This is a genomic window from Paenibacillus sp. FSL H8-0168 (assembly GCF_038592955.1).
Lineage (GTDB): Bacteria > Bacillota > Bacilli > Paenibacillales > Paenibacillaceae > Paenibacillus > Paenibacillus polymyxa_B.
The window spans coordinates 3,090,876-3,110,929 of sequence record NZ_CP151948.1 but is presented as its reverse complement, the minus strand read 5'-3'; the positions used below and the strand labels follow the sequence as shown (position 1 = coordinate 3,110,929).

Below are 20,054 nucleotides of genomic sequence, written 5' to 3'. Positions count from 1 at the left end.
GTACAAACTTGGAAGGGAGAGTTAAACGATGAGCGAAAAAGTATTTATTAGTCCAGGTAAATATGTGCAAGGGAAAAATGTGATTGATAAAACAGGTGAGTATGTTAAGCCATTAGGTCATACTGCCTTGGTTATTGCGGACAAGCTGGTTTGGGAGATTGCAGCCGACCGCGTAGTAAAAAGTCTGGAACAGGCTGATATTACGGCGGTTAAAATTGAGTTTCAAGGGGAAGCATCGAAAAATGAAGTCAACCGTATTGCGGATCAGGGACGAAGCGCCCAGGTCGATATTGTCATTGGTGTAGGTGGTGGTAAAACGCTGGATACGGCCAAAGCCGTTAATGAACTACTCGGTTCCTCAGTTGTGATTATTCCAACGACTGCTTCTACAGATGCCCCTACTAGTGCACTATCTGTTTTGTACACCGATGAGGGTGCATTTGATACGTATACCTTTTTCAGTAAAAATCCGAGCCTGATCCTGGTGGACACGAAAGTCATTTCTCAAGCGCCGCCCTTGTTCCTCTCCTCAGGCATTGCAGATGCCATGGCAACGTGGATTGAGGTCCGTGCGGTCATTGAAGCTCGCGCAACGACAATGGCTGGTGGTTTGCCAACCCTGGCGGCAGAAGCCATTGCGTCCAAGTGTGAGGAAGTTCTTTTCGATTACGGTCTGCAGGCTTATGAATCCGTAAAACGCAAAGTCGTCACACCTGCGCTTGAAGCGGTAGTCGAAGCCAATACGTTGCTAAGCGGTTTGGGCTTTGAAAGCGGCGGTTTGGCAGGCGCACATGCGATTCACAATGGTTTTACCGTTCTGGAAGGGGATATTCATCACCTGACACATGGTCAGAAGGTAGCTTTTGGCACCTTAGTCCAGCTTGCCTTGGAAAAAAGACCTTTGTCCGAGGTGGAGCGGTATATTGACTTTTATCTAAAACTCGATCTGCCTGTCACGCTAGAAGACATTAAGCTACAGGAAGCTTCCCGAGAGGATTTATACAGGGTAGCCCAGGCTGCTACCAAAGAAGGCGAAACTGCTCACAATCTACCATTTGCTGTCACAGCGGATGATGTGCTTGATGCGATTTTAGCGGCTGACCAATATTCACTTGTCTACAAGGCTAAAATTGGACATAAAAGCTAACCTCATACGAAATAAAGTAGATTCAAAGGTCGCTGATCAGCGACCTTTTTTCCATTTTTTAACTTGCAACTTGTGTTATAAGGTGTATATCTTGGGTCCAATCAACCTTATGTTCCTGTGAGTAAAGTTCCGGGCTGGAGTTGGGCTTTTGTCGTGGTCAGCTTGGTTATAGGATTGCTATTTTCGGGGATTTTCGGTGTGTGTATAGGAATATTGGGCAGCATGTTTTACGTGAAATCATCTTTATCCATGCATCAAACCACCAATCGAAGAGTTGTAAATTGCCTTATTATCTTTTTCATCATCAGCGTGATACAAATTGTTTTTGGAATTGCAGCGAATTCTTGGATTAACACGTTGTAAAATAGATCTAACATAGCCTATAGGAAGAAGCAAGAAGGCTCTCACGCATAAAGCGGTGGGAGCCTTTTTTGCCGTGTTAGATCGCCCAATTTCCTTTACGGAAGATAGGTTCCTCAGTACCGTCCTCGGTAACGCCGTTAATGTCCATTTCAGCTGAACCGATCATAAAGTCGACGTGAGTCAGGCTGGAATTCAGGCCGTTGGCAGCCAACTGCTCTTGAGTCATATCCTTGCCGCCTTTAAGGTTAAATGCATAAGCATTACCGATGGCCAAGTGGTTAGAGGCATTTTCATCAAACAACGTATTATAAAATAAAATATTTTTATCAGAGATAGGTGACTTGTGAGGTACGAGAGCAACCTCTCCCAGATAGTGTGAACCTTCATCCATTTCTACGAGATGCTGAAGAGTTTCCAAACCGGTTTCTGCCTGCACATCGACAATACGTCCATTTTCAAAAGTCAATGAAAAGTTGTCGATGATATTTCCGCTGTAGCTAAGTGGTTTGGTGCTGCTGACCTTACCGTTCACTCCCGTTTTGAGCGGAGCTGTAAACACTTCCTCGGTAGGCATATTGGCTACAAAAGTATGTCCCTGTTGGTTGACGCTTTCCGCTGCTACCCACAGATGATCTTTTGCCAATTCGATGGTGAGGTCTGTGCCTGGAGCCAGATAATGCAGCTTTTTATAGCGTTTGGCATTTAAAATATCAGCTTTGCTGGAAAGGGTTTTCAAATGCTCTTTCCACGCCTCCACAGGGTTATCCAGATCCACACGCACGGTGCTGAAAATGGCATCCCACAGTTTATCCATTTGCTCTGAAGCTGGCAGATCAGGGAATACTTTGGCAGCCCACTCTGCTGAAGGATAAGCAATCAGAGACCAACTGAATTTGTCGGCCATTTGATACTCACGATATTGACGTAATTCATGTGACCGCACACGCTGGGCAGCAGTAATTCGGCTGGACGGAATTCCCTGAAGCAAATCCGGATTTTCTGCAATGACATGCAGTACAGCTGCGCCATTTTCGACCTCTTCAGTCATTTCGGCTGCGTACCATTTGGGAGCAATATTAAAAGTTTCATCAGGAGCTAGTTCATACTGTAATCGAGTAATAGTCTCATCACTCCATTTTACTGTAACCAGCTTGGCCCCAGCAGTATACGCTGATTTGACGATAAGTCTCACGAGTTCGGCGGACAAAATTGGTGCATGAACGATGAGTGTCTGCCCAGGATGGACATTGGCGCCGACCCGAACGGCTAACTCGGCATATTTTTGCAATTTTTGTTGAAAATCTGACATGTAACTTTCCTCCATTTCACGAAAAGCCTTAAACAAGGCTTGGGTAATTTGCACAGTTTTTTTGCAAATTCCACACATAGCTTATATATTGTACAATGTAACGAAAAGGTTCACAAATCAGTTTTGGTACTATTTAGTGAAAATGAAAGGGCGGATAGATGAATGACAGAGCAAAATTCACCTCAGGAAGTGAAAGAAGTACATATTCAACAGGCTCAAATGACAAAAGATGAGAATGGTGCTTATCTGGGCCAAGTGGTATTTAAAGTAGAGGGACAGAGTTCTGTATATGAAATCACATTCCACAGCAAAAGGGGAAAGGAATGGGATTACAGTCTCCATTTTGCGGGAGAGCCACGGGTGGAGGAAGAGATGCTGCTAATGGATAGCTGGATTGAAGAGAACGATGATTTGTTCGACTATTTGCTAGATACGGCATGGAGCAAATTACCCGAGTAATGTAAACATGGTCTATTTTCGTGACAAGCGGATTATATTTAGCAGTGTCCGCATAATCTGCTGACATGGGGGAAGCCTAAAGGTCGATATTAACAGGAAATTCCATGTGAATAGGAGGGTGAAGCTTTGGCAAATCATCTGTTCACCGAAGGAATGACGGCAAATGAAGAGGCTGCTCCCGATCTCCTGAGCTTACGGACGCTGTTTGTAAATATGTGTTTTATTGGGGAGCCGGGAAGCCGTTCCTGGGTGCTGGTGGATACGGGGATGACAGGATTTACAGACTCGATCATACGCCTGGCAGAGGAACGGTTCACTGGCCCTCCGATCGCTATTGTGCTTACACATGGTCATTTTGATCATGTAGGTTCGGTTATTGAGTTGGTACAGCATTGGGGTACACCTGTTTATGCACATCCTTTGGAATTACCTTATTTGACGGGAATGAAGGATTATCAAAAACCTGACCCTAGTGTAGGGGGAGGTTTAATGTCGGGCATTTCCTTCTTATACCCTAATGATGCTATAGATCTCGATGATCGCATCACATCACTGCCCCCAGATGGCAGTGTCCCCGGTGCCCCTGGTTGGAAGTGGCTGCATACGCCAGGACATACACCTGGTCATGTATCGCTTTTTCATGAGCGAAGAAGGTTAATGGTGGCCGGTGACGCTTTTATTACGGTGAAACAGGAATCGGCACTGGCCGTTATTTTACAGGAAAAAGAAATACATGGGCCTCCTGCGTATTTTACGACAGATTGGCAAGCTGCGCAGCGTTCGGTGGAAATGCTAGCCAAGTTAAAGCCTGAGATTGCAGTCACAGGACATGGTCATTACATGCATGGTGCTGAGCTGACAGATCAGCTGGAGCGACTGGCGGGAGATTTTGAGCACATGGCTGTACCCAAACAGGGCCGTTATGTGTAATGATGTGTGAAGGACGATGCCTTGCGGGGCATCGTTTTTTGTGTGGACGTGGAATTTTTTTGCTCAGCATGGTATAGTCAAGCCAAAAGCTAAACGCTTTCATTAAACATCGTCATTTCATCAAGGAGGATTTTTTGATGACACAACAACATGCTGCAATTGGTGATCTTTATTATGGAATACCGGCGATTCGTCTTAAATTTGGACGATATGAAGCAGTTGCCCTGCCGGGAAACGGCGCAAATCTGATTTCTTTTCGTGACAATGAAACGGGATATTCTTTTCTGCGTGAGCCAGATGCTGAGAGCATAGAGGCTTTTAAGCAAAGCCCGTCTGTTTACGGAATTCCTTTCCTGTTTCCTCCGAATCGGTATGAGGATGGAAAATTCCTGTGGAATGGTGTTACATATGAGCTGCCGATAAATGAAGAGGCGACCCACAACCATCTGCATGGCTTTTTACACACTGTTCGGTGGGAGGTTGAGGACTACGGTTCTGGGGAGCAAGGTAGCTATGTGGTAATGAATCAGCATGTAAGGGAAGGACATCCCATGTTCCGCTATTTACCCTTCACCTTTACCATGAAGTTAACGTACAGCCTGGACGAATTTGGCCTGCATCAGCGTTATGTGATCCATAACGAGGGCGATCAACCGATCCCCAACTTATTTGCCTTTCACACAGCGATTCGCGTTCCGTTCGTACCCGATAGCTCGCCTGAGGATTACAAGATTAAGGTCACAATCGGTGAGCGTCGTGAGCTGACGGAACGGTTGTTGGCCACAGGTCAGTTCCAGCCTTTATCTCCGGAAGAGGAACTGCTGAAGACGACGGGAGTTAGTCCTTATTTTGCCTCTATGGATAATCATTACACGGCAGCTCCGCAAAATGGACGCAACTACATGGAACTGACACACAGTAAGACAGGTGCTACCCTCGTATACGATGTAGGCACAGCTTATAAGCATTGGATGATCTGGAATAACAAAGCGAACAAGGAATTCATCTGTCCTGAGCCGCAAATGAACATGATCAATGCACCGAATCGTCCGGACCTGCCAGCAGAGGAGATCGGATTGATTGCACTGGCTCCAGGCCATATTTTTGAAGCAACCAGCCGTTTGTATTGTATTACACCTAATAAATCGAAATCCTAACATTTAAATTTATCCTTATAGGCCTGTATCGTGTCCAACGGTGCAGGCTTTATTTGGGTATGTAAAGCATAGGTAAGGACCAATGGGGAAGGAGGACGAAAAAGGTTGCAGAATGACAAGCAGTCGTAGTATGATACGAAACAGGAGATGATCAGATGAATTTTCCTTTTCAAGCCGTCAAACGCAAGCAAATCGCCGATGAAGTGGCTGAACAGCTGCAACGAAAAATTGCTGCTGGTGAATGGAATGTGGGCACTAAGATTCCAACCGAGCCTGAGCTCATGAAGCTATTCGGAGTTGGGCGATCTACAGTACGTGAAGCGGTTAGCGTTCTGGTACATGCCGGTCTATTAGAGAAAAAGCAAGGACACGGAACTTTTGTCTGCCAACCGACGACTTCTCAAGAGCCATTGGATTACCGTCTAAGCCGTGCTGAAATTATTGAGGTTTATGAAGTGCGGAGTGTGTTGGAACTAGAGATTGCCAGATTGGCTGCATTACGTCGTAATGACGAGGATTTACGCTTAATGCGTGCGGCGTTGGACCGTCGTGCTGCAACTTTGGCCGCTGGAGATTTGACTGGGTACCTAGATGCGGATATCACTTTTCACTTGGCTGTTGCCGGAGCTACACGCAATAAGGTGCTTACAGACGTATATGGCAGCTTTGTAGAGGCCATCCGCAAGGCGTTGAACAATCTCATTACCGATCCAGCGATGCAAAATCATTTTACTCTGCAGCATGAAAAAATATATGAAGCAATCCGGGATCAGGATGGCAAGGCTGCCGAACTTTATAGCATTCAACATTTGGACGGCACCAAGCTGGAGCTGCAAAAGCATATGGGAAGTTCGTAATTTTTTTATTCTTAAACATCAGATGATCAGATGAATAATGATCTTTGAGCCTTTTACTTGAGCATCTCCTAAAATCAAACCAAAGGTGGTATCTGCATGCGCAAAATATGGGTGTTGGACACAACGTTAAGAGATGGAGAGCAATCACCAGGGGTTAGCTTAACCAGCACAGAAAAGGTGGAAATTGCTCTTCAGCTGCAAAAATTAGGCGTAGATCGGATTGAGACCGGCTTTCCAGCAACCTCGCCTGGTGAGATTATCAGCATGCAGGAGATTGCCAAACAGGTTACCCAAGCAACACTGGTTGGTTTTGCACGCTCGAAAGAACAGGATATTGATGCAGTCAGAGAGGCGCTACGAGGAGCTGAGGATACCTGTCTTCATTTGTTCCTGGCTACCTCACCCATTCACCGCCAACATAAGCTGCGAATGGATAAAGCGAAAGTATTAGAGACCGCTGCTGCTGCCATTCGTTATGGACGCAAGTATTTCAGCAAGGTAGAATTTTCAGCAGAGGACGCCAGTCGTACCGAGCTGGACTTTATTTGTGAAGTCGTGGATATGGCGATTCGTGCTGGAGCGACAGTCGTCAATTTACCGGATACGGTGGGATATGCCTCGCCGGATCAGTTCGGTGAAATGTTTAGAATTGTAAAGCAACAAGTGCCCGGTATCGAAAAAATACAACTCAGCACACATTGTCATGATGATCTTGGCATGGCAACAGCTAACACGCTGGCGGCCATCCGTAATGGTGTAGATCAATTTGAAGGTACCATCAATGGAATCGGTGAGCGAGCCGGAAATACACCTATCGAGGAAGTTGCACTGGCCCTTGATACCAGAACCGAGCTTTATGGTGCACAAACGAGTCTGGTTTTGGAGGAGCTGTATGCCACCAGTCGCCTAGTGAGCAAACGTACGGGGATGTCGGTACCGGGAAACAAGGCCATTGTTGGAGCCAATGCGTTTGCTCACGAGTCCGGTATACACCAGGACGGAATGCTTAAAGAGCGTACAACGTATGAGATCGTGTCCCCTGAGCGTATTGGGCTGAAGACGAGTAAACTTGTGTTGGGCAAGCACTCGGGTCGACATGCATTTAAAGAAAAACTGGCGGACATGGGGTTTGATGCTTTGACGGAGGAACAGCTGCAAGAGGCGTTCCGCAAATTCAAGGCCTTGACGGATAAGAAAAAACAGGTGCTAGATGAAGATTTGCACGTCCTGATGGACGAAAGCCGCAATGCCTCACCTCAAATGTACACACTGGATTCCATTCAGGTGTCTTATGGCAATCAGTCGGTTCCAGTCGCATCCATTCGGTTGAGTAAACAAGATGGGACAGCAATTGATGAAGTAGCAATGGGTAACGGTTCTGTAGATGCGATTTTCCATGCTATAGACAAGGCCAGTGGTGAAGAGGTGGAGTTGGAGGATTATTCGATCCAATCTGTAACATATGGCAAAGATGCGTTGGGGGAAGTACACGCTATTTTGAGGCAAGGTGAGTACACAGCTCTGGGAAGAGGCACAAGTACTGATATTTTGGAAGCTAGCGCCAAAGCTTACATCGATGCGCTGAACAAGCTACTGGGCAGAAAAGAAGTCCATGGCAAAAGCAATATCACCATTAGTTGAACCTAGTAGCCATGCTTGTAAATGAAATTTCCTTTCGCCTCCTCTGGCCGCATCGTAAAAAAGCGCTTGCAAAATAAATGATAACATTTGAAATTTAATGTATAATAGGCAAGAGAGAGCACCATATTTTGTCTGAATTACATAGGCCAAGAGGAGGAAATGAGTTGAACTACCGCATCGAAAAGGATACGTTGGGCGAAATCAAGGTACCGGCAGACCGTCTGTGGGGAGCGCAAACACAGCGCAGCAAGGAAAATTTCCCGATTGGCTCGGAGAAAATGCCATTAGAGGTCATACAGGCGTTCGCGGTGCTTAAAAAAAGCGCGGCGATCAGTAACTATAAGCTGGGTAAGTTATCACAGGAGAAGCAGGACGCCATTATTTATGCAGCGGACGAAATTCTCGCAGGGCGGGTTGATGACCATTTCCCGTTGGTTGTATGGCAGACAGGAAGCGGTACGCAGTCCAATATGAATGTAAATGAAGTGATTGCTCATCTGGGAAGCCAATGGTTACAAGAGCAGGGAAAAGATACGAAGCTGCATCCCAATGACGATGTAAACATGTCGCAAAGCTCAAATGATACGTTTCCTACGGCGCTTCATGTAGCGGGTGTCATTGCAGTGGAGGACCGTTTGTTGCCTGCCATTGATAAGCTGAAGGAGACTTTTCAACAGAAGTCAGAGCAATTCAAGGATATTATAAAAATTGGGCGAACCCATTTACAAGATGCGACACCGCTTACGCTGGGTCAGGAAATAAGCGGCTGGTATGCCATGCTGGACAAGAGCAAGCGAATTATCATTGACACGGTGCAATACATGAAGGAGCTGGCGATTGGCGGAACCGCGGTAGGGACAGGAATTAACGCTCATCCAGAGTTCGGCTCCCGAACCTCTGCGGAAATTTCCAGTTTCACTGGCAAAACGTTCACTTCCGCACCCAATAAATTTCATGCACTGACCAGCCACGATGAAGTGGTGGCCGTACATGGAGCAGTCAAAGCGCTCGCGGCTGATTTGATGAAAATCGCCAATGATGTTCGCTGGCTGGCAAGTGGTCCGCGTAGCGGCTTGGGCGAAATCACGATTCCTGCTAACGAGCCAGGTAGCTCCATTATGCCAGGTAAGGTGAATCCGACTCAAAGTGAAGCACTGACGATGGTCGTTACGCAAGTAATGGGTAATGATGCAGCTATCGGCTTTGCTGCGAGTCAGGGTAATTTTGAACTGAACGTGTTTAAGCCAGTAATCATCTACAATTTTTTGCAATCTGTTCATCTGCTGGCCGATTCCATGATTGCTTTTAACGACAACTGTGCGATTGGCATCGAGCCTGATCTCGCTAAAATTGAGCACAATTTGAATAATTCGCTGATGCTGGTGACGGCATTGAATCCACATATCGGATATGAAAATGCCGCTAAAATCGCCAAACTTGCACATGCAGAAGGGCTGTCCCTAAAAGAAGCGGCACTCCGCAGCGGGCTGTTGACTGAAGAACAGTTCGATCAATATGTTGTACCTGCGCATATGATTCATCCTAAAGCCTAAAGCACGACGATAGTCTCTGCTTAAGCCTTATAAAAAATATACAAACCAGCTCATGGAGTGCGATTTAGCACAAACCATGAGCTGGATTTTTTGATTTTATTATATAATTTTTTATTTAGGATTAGTATTCTGTGTGATTTGAGGGTATATAGATAGAAGGCGAAAAATTGAATATCTATTTTCAAGATAGGAGAAGCCGTATGGAACAGACAACCGTTATTAATTTGATTGTACTTTTGCTGTCCGGCTTGCTGCTGGTTGGCGTGCTGACTACCAAATTTTCCAGCCGTTTCGGTATGCCTGCGCTCGTTTTGTTTATTGCCGTAGGTATGGTGCTCAGTCAGTTTATTTATTTTGATAATGCCTTTATCACACAGCTGGTGGGCATTCTCGCGCTCATTGTAATCTTGTTTGAAGGCGGGATGCAGACAAAGTTTGCAGATGTTAAGCCGGTTATTCGACCTGCAATGTCATTATCAACGTTAGGGGTCATCATTACGACCGTAGTTATTGGCGTATGCGCCAAGTTTATTTTAGGCGTAAGCTGGATGGAATCCATGCTGTTTGGCGCTATTGTCGGATCGACCGATGCGGCGGCCGTGTTTTCCGTTCTAGGAGGTAAAAACATCAAAAAACGAATTACCTCAACGCTCGAAGCGGAATCCGGCAGTAATGACCCGATGGCTGTATTTCTCACAGTAACATTGATTGAGCTGATACATCACCCTGAGCAATCCATTTGGATACATATCTTGTTATTTTTATGGGAAATGGGTTTCGGTTTAGTCGTTGGTTTTGTACTCGGACGCATAGGTGTATATGCGATTAATAAAATGAATTTTGATTCATCCGGTTTGTATCCTGTAATGGCGCTGGCATTTGCAGTCTTGACGTATGCGGCGGCATCGTTACTGGAGGCAAGCGGATTGCTGGCGGTTTATGTCATGGCCATTGTCTTGGGAAATTCCGACTTGACCTACAAGCGATCCATTATTCATTTTAACAATGGTTTCGCCTGGATGGTGCAGATTATGATGTTTGTCCTGCTCGGCCTATTGGTCTTTCCCGATCAATTGCTGGGCATTGCGTGGCAAAGCTTGGCGCTCTCCTTCATCCTCATGCTCGTGGCTCGTCCAATAGGCGTGTTCCTAAGCTTACTTTTTTCCAGGTACTCTGTGCGCGAGAAGACACTGTTATCCTGGGCAGGACTGCGGGGGGCAGTACCTATTGTACTAGCAACCTATCCTTTACTGGATGAGATGGATGTAGGACCCTTGTTTTTTAATGTTGTATTTTTCGTCGTGCTCACTTCTGCGATTATTCAAGGTACCACTATTTCGTGGCTAGCGGTGAAGCTTGGCTTGATGGACCCTAACGAGACGTCATCTCCTTCACTGCTGGAATTAGTTTCTCTGGGAAAAACCACTTCGGAAATCAACCACATTCAGGTACAAAAAGGGATGTCGATAGCGGGCAAAGCGATTCAGGATATACAGTTGCCTGAAGATATTTTATTCACAGCCATAATTCGGAACGAGCAAATTATTGCCCCTAGAGGCACTACTGTAATTGAACCAGGCGATACATTGTATGTGCTTAGTCCCAAACTCAAGCGACAGCAGATGAAAGAACTGTTCATGCTACTCGAACCAGAGGCTGCTCCGTAAAAAGCGTAGAGTACCCTTAATTACAGTCCTTCACATTCATGTGGAGGACTTTTTCCTGTGTTTTTTTCAGAGTGGATGAATCTGTTAAAAAATTGACACTATCATTCTACAAAATTAGTTTATGATATTGTCGTTAGATGTCGCTGCCTATCGTTACGGATCATTTGATGGGCCATAGTGATGAATAAAATAGAAGTCACTAATAACAGGAGAGATGATGAATGAAACCGGAAGTCTTGCCACAGCGTGCAGCAGCTCGCAGGCAGAAAAATAGAAAAAAGAAACGAAAAGGAAAATTCGGTCGCTTTATGCTGCGACTTTTTATTGTATTCCTGTTAGCAGGAATAGGGGGTGGTGCGTGGTTGTTCTTAACGTCATCTGGCAAGGACATGCGCTATTTGGCTGCGGATACGCTGATCACCACCCAACATCGTCACTGGGCGAAGTACTTTATCGGTGAAGCAGAGGCGAAAAAACGTGTGGCTGAATATTCGGCCCGTTTTGAAGCGATGGGTGAGGAGAAGGACAGACACACAATCAATTTGCCTGATCTGATACCGACCAAAGTACAACAAACGCCGCTGGTTGAAGTGGAAGAGGTATCGGGCCGTAACTATCATGGCTATGTTATGACGGTTCATGACCCCACTAAAATTCGGCTCGGGGTTCCTGCCAAGGTCGGCCGGGGAGAAAGGGTATCTAGTATGGTCGAGCGTTTAGGGGCTGTTGCTGGCGTAAATGGCGGTGGCTTTGCCGATCCCAACTGGAATGGGAATGGTTTTAAACCGATTGGCGTTGTCATTTCCCAGGGAGAGATATACTACAATGATATGGGCAAAAATGCCTCTGTTCAAATCGTAGGTATTGATAAACAGGGAAAAATGATAGCCGGTCACTATTCGTTGTCCGAGTTGTCCAAAATGAATGTGCAAGAAGCGGTTACTTTTCAACCACGCCTAATCGTGAATGGGAAAGGTTTGATTCGCAATGCAAGCGAGGGGTGGGGAATCGCTCCCCGTACCGCAATGGGGCAAAGAGCAGACGGGGCCATTATATTCGTGACCATCGACGGTCGTCAGCCTGGGTACAGCATTGGTGCCAACTTGTATGATATGCAAAATATTTTGCTTAAACATGGAGCGGTTATCGGTGCTAATCTGGATGGAGGTTCTTCAACGGTGCTCGTCAAGGATAATGCCATTGTAAACAAGCCTTCTTCTGAATACGGAGAGCGGTATTTGCCGACTGCGTTTCTCGTATTTGAGCATCCAGAGACCGTTAGTATCCCGAACATATGGGAAGGTTTGAATCCTGGAGACATTGACGCAGCCAAAAAGAGATAGATCAGGAATGAACAAGTTCATTAAGTGAACGGAGACTGATGATGAAGCTAAAACGAGCAGAATTTCAGCGATTGTTTGTCGCCTTGTTAATGCTATCCTTACTCTCGACCACAATGCATCAAGCGGTTGCCGAAGCTGCTGAACAGGGTGCCATAGCGTCTCAATCAACGCAGTTCATAGATATTGTTATAAACGGTCAACCTATAGACAGCAAGGCTAAGCTTCTACTGATCGACGGAAAGCTCATGGTTCCGCTTAAACCTTTCGCCGAAGCTGTGGGTGCAACCTACCATTGGGATGTCAAAAAGAAGCAGGTCACGCTACAAAAGTGGGCAGAACCCTTGATTCTTAAGGAGCGATCACGTAAGAACCAGCAGCAACTTACCTTTGAAGTTGTAAGTAAAGAAGTATATATACCTCTGAGAGATGTTTCGCTTGATTTAGGTTATACGTTGGAGAAGACAAATACACAGATTCAGATTCAGCCTCCGATTCACGGTAAACTAAAAGAACAAATATATGAGGGAGATCTCGTGGCAGCACGCGAAGCGTTAATCCGCATAAACAGAAGTTCTGTCCATCCTTATATAGAAGCACACCGTCCTAACACTGAGCTTCTGTCCAGTGTTTACATGTTCCCCCAAGGTGAAGCATTACGGTATTTTACAGTGAACGGGGATGTGCTGAGTCTGGTTGAAGTGAAGGACGGTTTTCCGATTGTCACCTATCAAGGGTATGTGGGAGCTCCCTTTGATAAAGAATTTACAATGGAATACGACCCGCTGGGGCGTTTTTTGGAGAATAAAGCCAAAAATCAGTGGGGAACTTATCCGAAAATAAATAAGCCGCTGATCTACGAGTTCACTACAGGATGGGGAGACAGCAGTACCACTTTCTATGGGCGTATTACTACGGATAAAAAAGAAGAACTGCTGGGTACTACTGGTGATCCGATAACTGGACTCCCGGCCGATACCAAACAAATTATGAAAACCTTCAAGCTACCGTGGGAATCGCGTACAGATGTCCAGCAGGCGATGGAATAAGTTAAGAGCAGCAATAGCAAATGAAAATATAAGAAGCGCGGATCGTTGAAGTAAAGATACTTCCGGTACGCGCTTTTTTCGATAGGATTTGTATTTTTGTTGCTTCGTGCTTGCGTAAATATCGATTAAGCGTCATTATCTGCTTCGAGAAACACGGAGATCAGAATTCGTGCGTTGTTTTCTCCTACGTTTTTGGCATAGTGGGGGATAGCTGCTCTCCAGCTAAAGGAATCCCCTGCTTCCAGAGTAGCCGAATCCTCGCCTTGCTCCACGTATACCGTGCCCTCCAAGATAAAATGGATTTCATCCCCCGCATGAGCATGCTCCTCTTCTGTAGATGAGCCTGGCGGCATGTCCACCAGCATCATTTTAACGTTTCCTTGCCCCCCCAAATGATCAACCTGGAGGTTGTTTTTACCATATAACGTTTTACGACGCTCGTCCTTGCGAATCACTTGCATCCGTTCCTCTTCTTTAAGAAGCAGAAAAGCAAGGGGAACCTTAAGCGCATTTGCGATACTGTCCAATGTTGCGATGGAAGGGGAGGTTTTATTATTTTCTACTTGACTCATAAACCCTTGCGATAGTCCGGTTCGTTCACATATTTGCTGGATGGATAAATTTTTACGTTTACGAGCGGCGCGTATGTTGCATCCTATACCCATAGAGCGTTCCTCCTTTAAGGGAATATAATGTATACTAATTTAATATTTATCATACCAAATAATTTGTTGACAGACTACAGTTTATTATGATAAATTCACATTACAAAATAATTATTCCTATTACTAATAATTTGAGTTTGATTCATCCAAATGTGTTGCAGCTTAGATCGGGACGGTATTATTTTTTTAACCAAATTATTAGTAATATAAATTAATTATTCATATGCACTTGTATGAGTGTAATAAACAAACAGAATGGAGAGAGATAAACATGAGTTCAGCAAGCAAAAACATTTCTACAATTATGCGGGTGGCGCTGGGAATTTTGTTTTTGGCACACGGAATTGCTAAATTCCAAATGGGGTTGGGTAATGTGGCAGGCTGGTTTTCCAGCATTGGCGTTCCAGGATTTCTAGGTTATGTCGTTGCGGTGATTGAGTTGGTCGGCGGGATTGCATTGATTCTTGGATTGCTTACTCGTTATGTATCTGGGCTTTTGGTTATTGTTTTGATCGGCGCTATTTTCACAGCAAAATTGTCCGGCGGATTGATGGGGAATGGTCAAGGCGCTGGCTATGAGCTGGATATTGCTTTTATTCTGGTAGCTCTTCATCTGGTATTTGCACCAACGACTCGCTTGTCTCTGGACTCTTTGTTCGGGCGTCGTGAGTCAACAGAAAAGTAATTTTTGATTGTTTAGTCCTCCAATCCATGTAGAAAGAGGGAAATCTCATGACAGCACATATACATGACAACACCAAAATTGGGCAGGTTTCATTAAAAGTTAGTAACTTGGAGCGTTCTATTCAATTTTATACAGAGGTGGTTGGTTTTCAGCTACTGCGTCAAACGGCGAATACCGCCGAATTGACTGTCGATGGGAAGCATGCGCTACTGATCCTTAACTATATTGAAAATGCAGTTATTCTGCCGCGTCAATCTGCTGCCGGGTTATATCATTTTGCTATTCTTGTCCCAAACCGTGTAGCTCTGGGCCTGTCTTTGCGTAATCTGCTGGCTCATGAGATTGAAATCGGACAGGGAGACCATGATGTAAGTGAAGCCCTATATATCCATGATCCCGATAATAACGGAATTGAAATCTATGCAGATCGTCCCCGTGATCAGTGGAAAAAGGATGCAAATGGATTTTACATGATGGGAACAGATCCCGTGGATGCAGAAAACTTGGTTGCGATTTCCGAAAATCTACCTTGGCAGGGACTACCTCAGGGAACGGTAATTGGGCACGTCCACTTCCATGTGTCTAATTTGCTCAAAGCACAGCAATTTTATTGCGATGTGCTTGGCTTTGACATTACGTGCCGGTATGGCTCTTCAGCCTTGTTCGTTTCCGCAGGTGGTTACCACCACCATATGGGCTTGAACATATGGGCAGGTGAAGGAGCACCACCAGCTCCTGAGCACGCTGCCGGATTGGATTATTTTGAATTGATCGTACCAGATCAGAAGGAATTGGATGCCATTGTCGCTCGTTTAGAGGCTGCAGGCTATGGAGTGCAAGAACGCGAGGGCGCCAAGTATGTAGCTGATCCGTTCCGCATTCAAATTAAACTGATTAACGGTCAAATCTCGTAACAAAGAAGGCACGTAACAAAAAAGGGTATTCCTATTAAGCCGTAAAGGCTGGGAATACCCTTTTTTCGTATACTTAGAATAAGCTCCAGTCCAAATCCCGAGACATCTTCTCCAGCAAGTGTACACCAGCTGTACTGTTGCCCATACGGTTCAGAGAAGGTCCAACCAGTCCAATGCCATATCGTCCGGGTACCATCGTCATAATACTGCCTGATACGCCGCTTTTGGCAGGTAGTCCGACTTGAATGGCGAATTCCCCTGAGGCGTCATACATGCCGCATGTCGTCATAAATGTTTTGGCGATCTGTACATAGCGGCGGGGAATCAGCGGTATACCTGTCACTGGATCTCGACCATTGTAAGCTAATACAAGTCCCATACGAGCTAAATCAGTACAGTTCAATTTGACAGCACAATGTCTGAAATAAACTTCAAGCACATCCTCCACATGACCTCTTAAAATTCCTTTTTCCATTAGAAAATAAGCAAGGGAACGGTTCAAATGGCCTGTAGCTGATTCTGAATCGTAGACATCCTGATCATATTCCAATGTGTCATTGTGGGTAAGCAGGCGGAAAAATTGGAGAACACGGGCAAATCTCTCTTCTGGACTGTTCCCGCGAATCAGAGAGGAGACTGCGATTGCTCCGGCGTTAATCAGTGGGTTAAACGGAATGCCCGGCTCAACTAGTTCTAGCTTTAGCATGGAATTAAAACGGTCTCCGGTAGGCTCCATACCCACCTTAGAGAAGACAACGTCCTCTCCATTATCCATCAAGGCCAGAATGAGCGTAAATACCTTTGAGATACTTTGCATCGTAAATTGGATTTCCGTATCCCCGGCTACCACGGTCTCGCCCGCACCGTTCATTACAACAATACCCAGCGCGTCGGCTGGTGCTTTGGACAGCTCGGGAATATATGCTGCTACCTTGCCATGAATATACTCATGACGGCTTTGTTCTACCCATTCCGGCAGTTTGGTCTGTAATCTCTGCCACTCCGATGTCATTTATTTTCCTCCAGTCGAGTAACCAATCTGTGGTATTTTATTGTAGAGTAAGAAGTGATAGCTATACGCCTATTCTAAAGATATTTCTGGTCGAAAGACAAGTTTGAATTGAATTTGATAAGAGGAGGTAGTGATTTGTTGTTATCTCATAATGAACCGAATTTTGATGAAGACTATGATGAGGTTTTTAAGGGTCGAAGACTTAGAGGTTTTGTACGTAGTGTACTGGAGCAGGCTGCAGCCTTATCAGACAAAAATCCTGAATGGGCTAACCCCATATTGAAACAGTGGGCAAATGATGTGGAAACGAGCCGAAATGAGCGTCTGGAGCATGAACGCACCCGGGAGAGGCATGTGCATCTATTGTTTTCTCAGTCTGCCGCAGGCTCGATGAAGGTAGGACTTTCCGGTGCAGGATTGCGGCTTGAGAGTATCGTTCTGTCTTTTAATGATCAGTTTTCCATAGGACCATTGTGGAGGTTGGAAACATCAGAAGGACAAGAAAACCGTCACAGCTGGTTGGCTGAACGGATGATGCATTATGAGTTTTTCCATTACGCCAATTGGGAGCAGCGTATTGAACAGATGATGGTTACCCTTAGTGAAATTCCGGATGATAAGTCGATCACGATCTGGTGTGGCTCTAATGCTGACGAGCAGGTTGGATTACGCTTTGCATTATATCTCTTGCGCAACAGAGCTACACCTATTCGAGTCATTAATGTCACGGATACCTTGGAGCGGGAACCGGATGATTATTTATATAATGAGAGTCCATTCCCTTTATCCATGGGCGTGGTGCATTCGAAAGAAATCGAACGGTTCATTAAGCGAAGTAAAGATGAACTTTATGTGGTGTGTATGGAAGACCGACGTCGATACGAACGGGAGTGGTTGGAGCTTAGCGAGCAAGATAGTGTCCTGAGATTATGGGACAATGACCGTATTGTTCATGTGCCGGAGGATTATTTGGATAAGGCCATGCTTGATATGATTAGCCAGATACAGTTAGCTGATAATCTGGAATTTGTGAACACCGGAAAAATAATAGGTCAAGCTTTAACGCAGTGGTCGCAGCCAAGAAGCGATACTTTTTTGGAATACCGGATTCAACAGTTGATCGCTTATGGCAAACTTGATTTTCAGGGGATGCCGGGAATGATGAATCGTTATGCTGTGAAAATAAAAGAGTAAAGCGAAAAGAAATCAAATAAAACTGCCGACGAGATCGGCAGTTTAGTTTAAAGATCTTCTGATGATCAGGCTATTCATCGGAAGGTTATTTTGCTATGTAATTAGAATCAATAGTAGCTGCTTGAATTCAATGAACTTATGATGGCAGGCAACAGAGCAACAGCCATAATGATATAGATCACAATTACAATAGCTGCCCAAAGAAGGCCTGCTTTAGCATAGTTAGCTTTGCTCGGATTAGTCGAGCCGCTAAATGCCCACACAAATAGCATAATAAGTCCAACTACCGGTATAGCCATCAGAAGTAAACTGATCATCCACTCCTTGAATGATACAGGAGGCGGGTAAACAGGGGCTGGTCTGGATGGTGCTCCTTGCTGATTGAATTGCGGATTAAACTGGTTAGACAATTAGATCTTCTCCCTACGTGATTAGTATGTTGTGTTTCCTATATTGACCAAAACATCATACATGATATGACAATAAGCAACAAGTGAAATTCAGTAAACAGTCTAATAGTACTATCAAATGATTAAAAATAGGACTATACACCCTATTGACGAAGCAGTTTTTATATATTACTGTATTGATATTAACATTTTGTTTTTATCAATTGATTCAAATTAAAAGTTACATAGAGCATTCGTCACTAAAAGCGACAAATGACCCATATATGAACAGGTAGGTGAGGCAAGTGACAGATGGATCGAAACATAATCACAGTGGCTTGACGGAAGAGGAGTTCTTGGCCCTGTATGATGCGAATGAATATGAGCGCCCATCCGTAACGGTAGATATGCTGCTATTTACGGTAATGGATCAGCTCCAACAAAATTACCGGAAGCTGCCGGAGAAGACCCTTCAGCTTCTTTTGATCCAAAGAGGGGAGCATCCGTATATAGGGCAATGGGCGTTGCCGGGTGGTTTTGTAGGTATAGATGAAAGTCTGGAAGAGGCTGCACGACGCGAGCTTAAAACGGAAACGAATGTGGATCAGATTTATATGGAGCAGCTATATACTTGGGGAGATGTGGCACGTGATCCTCGTATGCGGGTAATTAGCTGCGCTTACATGGCATTGGTGGACCACGATTCCTTGGAGGTACAGGCGGGGGATGATGCCGCTGATGCCCAATGGTTTGAGCTGGATTACAGCGTAGCTCAGGAGACGCGGACGAAGCAGCCGGAAGGTTACACATGGGAACAAGACATTGATATCACATTGAAGCATGGGGACATCCATCTATCAGCCAAAGTAAAAATAACTGAAATTCTTAAGGGAAGAACCATTGAAATCAAGCGAGAGGTGCTGGAGTCACAAGGAATTGCTTTTGATCATGCCAAAATTATTGCGTACGGTATAGAGCGTCTGCGCAGCAAAATAGAATACACAGATATCGCGTTTCACCTGATGCCAGCTCTATTTACACTGAGTGAGCTTCAGCAGGTGTATGAAATTATTCTAGGTAAGGAGCTGTTGGCCGCAGCTTTTCGTCGCAAAATAGCTGATCTCGTGGAAGAAACCAATGAGTATAGAAAGGCGGCTGGACATCGTCCGTCCAAGTTATACCGATTTAAGCCTCGGTCGCGTTTAATGTAGCATAAGGAATATGAAATGAGGAATCTTCATGGAAAAGTTTACATTTTTTTATCGCAGTCATTCGCCATTTTCGCAATGGTATCCATCTGATTTTGTCGTGGATGGATTGGAGTTTAACTGTGCCGAGCAATATATGATGTTGAAAAAAGCACAGCTTTTTGGGGATGAAGAGGCGGCCTTGAAAATTATGCAAGCCCCCACCCCAAGGGAGCAAAAAGCCCGGGGCCGCAGTGTGCGCGGATTTGACCAATCCTTGTGGGAGGCCAATTGCCGGCAATTTGTATATGACGGTAATTACGCTAAGTTTACACAAAATCCGAATTTGCTCAAGCACCTGCTTAAAACGAAAGGAACCACTCTGGTTGAAGCTAGTCCAACCGACACCATTTGGGGTGTAGGCTTAGCTGAGAGCGATGCTCGTATACGGAACCGCAAGCTATGGCGTGGCACGAACTGGCTTGGGGAAATATTGACGAATTTACGTGAGGATGTATTGCAAAAGGAGGAATAGT

At 45.1% G+C, this 20,054-nt stretch carries 19 protein-coding genes; 15 read left to right on the top strand and 4 right to left on the bottom strand.

All coding sequences use genetic code 11. The features are described from left to right. Positions 1 to 28: 28 nt before the first annotated feature. Positions 29 to 1,147, top strand: a complete 1,119-nt coding sequence (locus MHI21_RS13680) for a glycerol dehydrogenase (protein WP_165176913.1) — start codon at positions 29 to 31, stop codon at positions 1,145 to 1,147. Between the two features lie 439 nt (positions 1,148 to 1,586). Here MHI21_RS13680 and MHI21_RS13675 read toward each other — a convergent pair whose 3' ends face one another. Next, the gene (locus tag MHI21_RS13675) at positions 1,587 to 2,819 is read right to left on the bottom strand and encodes an aminopeptidase (protein WP_069289646.1); all 1,233 of its coding nucleotides are present in this window, start codon (positions 2,817 to 2,819) and stop codon (positions 1,587 to 1,589) included. A gap of 162 nt (positions 2,820 to 2,981) precedes the next feature. Between MHI21_RS13675 and MHI21_RS13670 the strand changes: the two genes are divergently transcribed. From MHI21_RS13670 to MHI21_RS13630, 9 genes are all read left to right on the top strand, one after another. Then, on the top strand, positions 2,982 to 3,278 hold the full coding sequence (locus MHI21_RS13670; protein ID WP_342418366.1) for a hypothetical protein: 297 nt from the start codon (positions 2,982 to 2,984) through the stop codon (positions 3,276 to 3,278). 126 nt (positions 3,279 to 3,404) lie between these two features. Further along, on the top strand, positions 3,405 to 4,208 hold the full coding sequence (locus tag MHI21_RS13665; RefSeq protein WP_061828289.1) for an MBL fold metallo-hydrolase: 804 nt from the start codon (positions 3,405 to 3,407) through the stop codon (positions 4,206 to 4,208). Positions 4,209 to 4,345: 137 nt separating this feature from the next. Next, a complete protein-coding gene (locus MHI21_RS13660; protein WP_013310435.1) occupies positions 4,346 to 5,365 on the top strand; it encodes an aldose 1-epimerase in 1,020 nt (339 codons plus the stop codon). A gap of 155 nt (positions 5,366 to 5,520) precedes the next feature. After that, positions 5,521 to 6,222 (top strand): FadR/GntR family transcriptional regulator, encoded by a 702-nt coding sequence (locus MHI21_RS13655; RefSeq protein ID WP_061828291.1) that lies wholly within the window; start codon positions 5,521 to 5,523, stop codon positions 6,220 to 6,222. A gap of 96 nt (positions 6,223 to 6,318) precedes the next feature. Then, positions 6,319 to 7,863 (top strand): 2-isopropylmalate synthase, encoded by a 1,545-nt coding sequence (locus MHI21_RS13650; protein ID WP_254349604.1) that lies wholly within the window; start codon positions 6,319 to 6,321, stop codon positions 7,861 to 7,863. 164 nt (positions 7,864 to 8,027) lie between these two features. Continuing rightward, positions 8,028 to 9,416, top strand: a complete 1,389-nt coding sequence (fumC, locus tag MHI21_RS13645; RefSeq protein WP_025722755.1) for a class II fumarate hydratase — start codon at positions 8,028 to 8,030, stop codon at positions 9,414 to 9,416. Positions 9,417 to 9,616: 200 nt separating this feature from the next. After that, positions 9,617 to 11,083: a potassium/proton antiporter gene (locus tag MHI21_RS13640; protein ID WP_061828294.1), complete on the top strand. Its 1,467-nt coding sequence runs from the start codon at positions 9,617 to 9,619 to the stop codon at positions 11,081 to 11,083. Between the two features lie 221 nt (positions 11,084 to 11,304). After that, entirely contained in the window at positions 11,305 to 12,426 is a 1,122-nt protein-coding gene (locus tag MHI21_RS13635) for a phosphodiester glycosidase family protein (protein WP_165176905.1), read from the top strand. Positions 12,427 to 12,464: 38 nt separating this feature from the next. Continuing rightward, a complete protein-coding gene (locus MHI21_RS13630; protein WP_342418365.1) occupies positions 12,465 to 13,472 on the top strand; it encodes a copper amine oxidase N-terminal domain-containing protein in 1,008 nt (335 codons plus the stop codon). Positions 13,473 to 13,597: 125 nt separating this feature from the next. Here MHI21_RS13630 and MHI21_RS13625 read toward each other — a convergent pair whose 3' ends face one another. After that, the gene (locus tag MHI21_RS13625; RefSeq protein WP_013310428.1) at positions 13,598 to 14,137 is read right to left on the bottom strand and encodes a cupin domain-containing protein; all 540 of its coding nucleotides are present in this window, start codon (positions 14,135 to 14,137) and stop codon (positions 13,598 to 13,600) included. A gap of 271 nt (positions 14,138 to 14,408) precedes the next feature. Here MHI21_RS13625 and MHI21_RS13620 point away from each other — a divergent pair, with 271 nt between their 5' ends. Further along, on the top strand, positions 14,409 to 14,822 hold the full coding sequence (locus MHI21_RS13620) for a DoxX family protein (RefSeq protein WP_341161322.1): 414 nt from the start codon (positions 14,409 to 14,411) through the stop codon (positions 14,820 to 14,822). Positions 14,823 to 14,869: 47 nt separating this feature from the next. Further along, on the top strand, positions 14,870 to 15,736 hold the full coding sequence (locus MHI21_RS13615; RefSeq protein WP_341161323.1) for a VOC family protein: 867 nt from the start codon (positions 14,870 to 14,872) through the stop codon (positions 15,734 to 15,736). A 73-nt stretch (positions 15,737 to 15,809) separates the two neighbouring features. Here the strand turns inward: MHI21_RS13615 and glsA are convergent, their stop codons facing one another. Further along, a complete protein-coding gene (glsA, locus tag MHI21_RS13610) occupies positions 15,810 to 16,748 on the bottom strand; it encodes a glutaminase A (protein ID WP_069289638.1) in 939 nt (312 codons plus the stop codon). A 135-nt stretch (positions 16,749 to 16,883) separates the two neighbouring features. Here glsA and MHI21_RS13605 point away from each other — a divergent pair, with 135 nt between their 5' ends. Beyond that, a complete protein-coding gene (locus tag MHI21_RS13605) occupies positions 16,884 to 17,942 on the top strand; it encodes a DUF1835 domain-containing protein (protein ID WP_341161324.1) in 1,059 nt (352 codons plus the stop codon). A 107-nt stretch (positions 17,943 to 18,049) separates the two neighbouring features. On the opposite strand, the gene MHI21_RS13600 is transcribed toward MHI21_RS13605, so the two are convergent. Further along, positions 18,050 to 18,352, bottom strand: a complete 303-nt coding sequence (locus MHI21_RS13600; protein WP_254347401.1) for a hypothetical protein — start codon at positions 18,350 to 18,352, stop codon at positions 18,050 to 18,052. A gap of 284 nt (positions 18,353 to 18,636) precedes the next feature. Between MHI21_RS13600 and MHI21_RS13595 the strand changes: the two genes are divergently transcribed. Next, the gene (locus MHI21_RS13595; protein WP_342418364.1) at positions 18,637 to 19,542 is read left to right on the top strand and encodes an NUDIX domain-containing protein; all 906 of its coding nucleotides are present in this window, start codon (positions 18,637 to 18,639) and stop codon (positions 19,540 to 19,542) included. A 28-nt stretch (positions 19,543 to 19,570) separates the two neighbouring features. Next, positions 19,571 to 20,053 (top strand): NADAR family protein, encoded by a 483-nt coding sequence (locus MHI21_RS13590; protein ID WP_023988856.1) that lies wholly within the window; start codon positions 19,571 to 19,573, stop codon positions 20,051 to 20,053. Position 20,054: the final 1 nt, after the last annotated feature.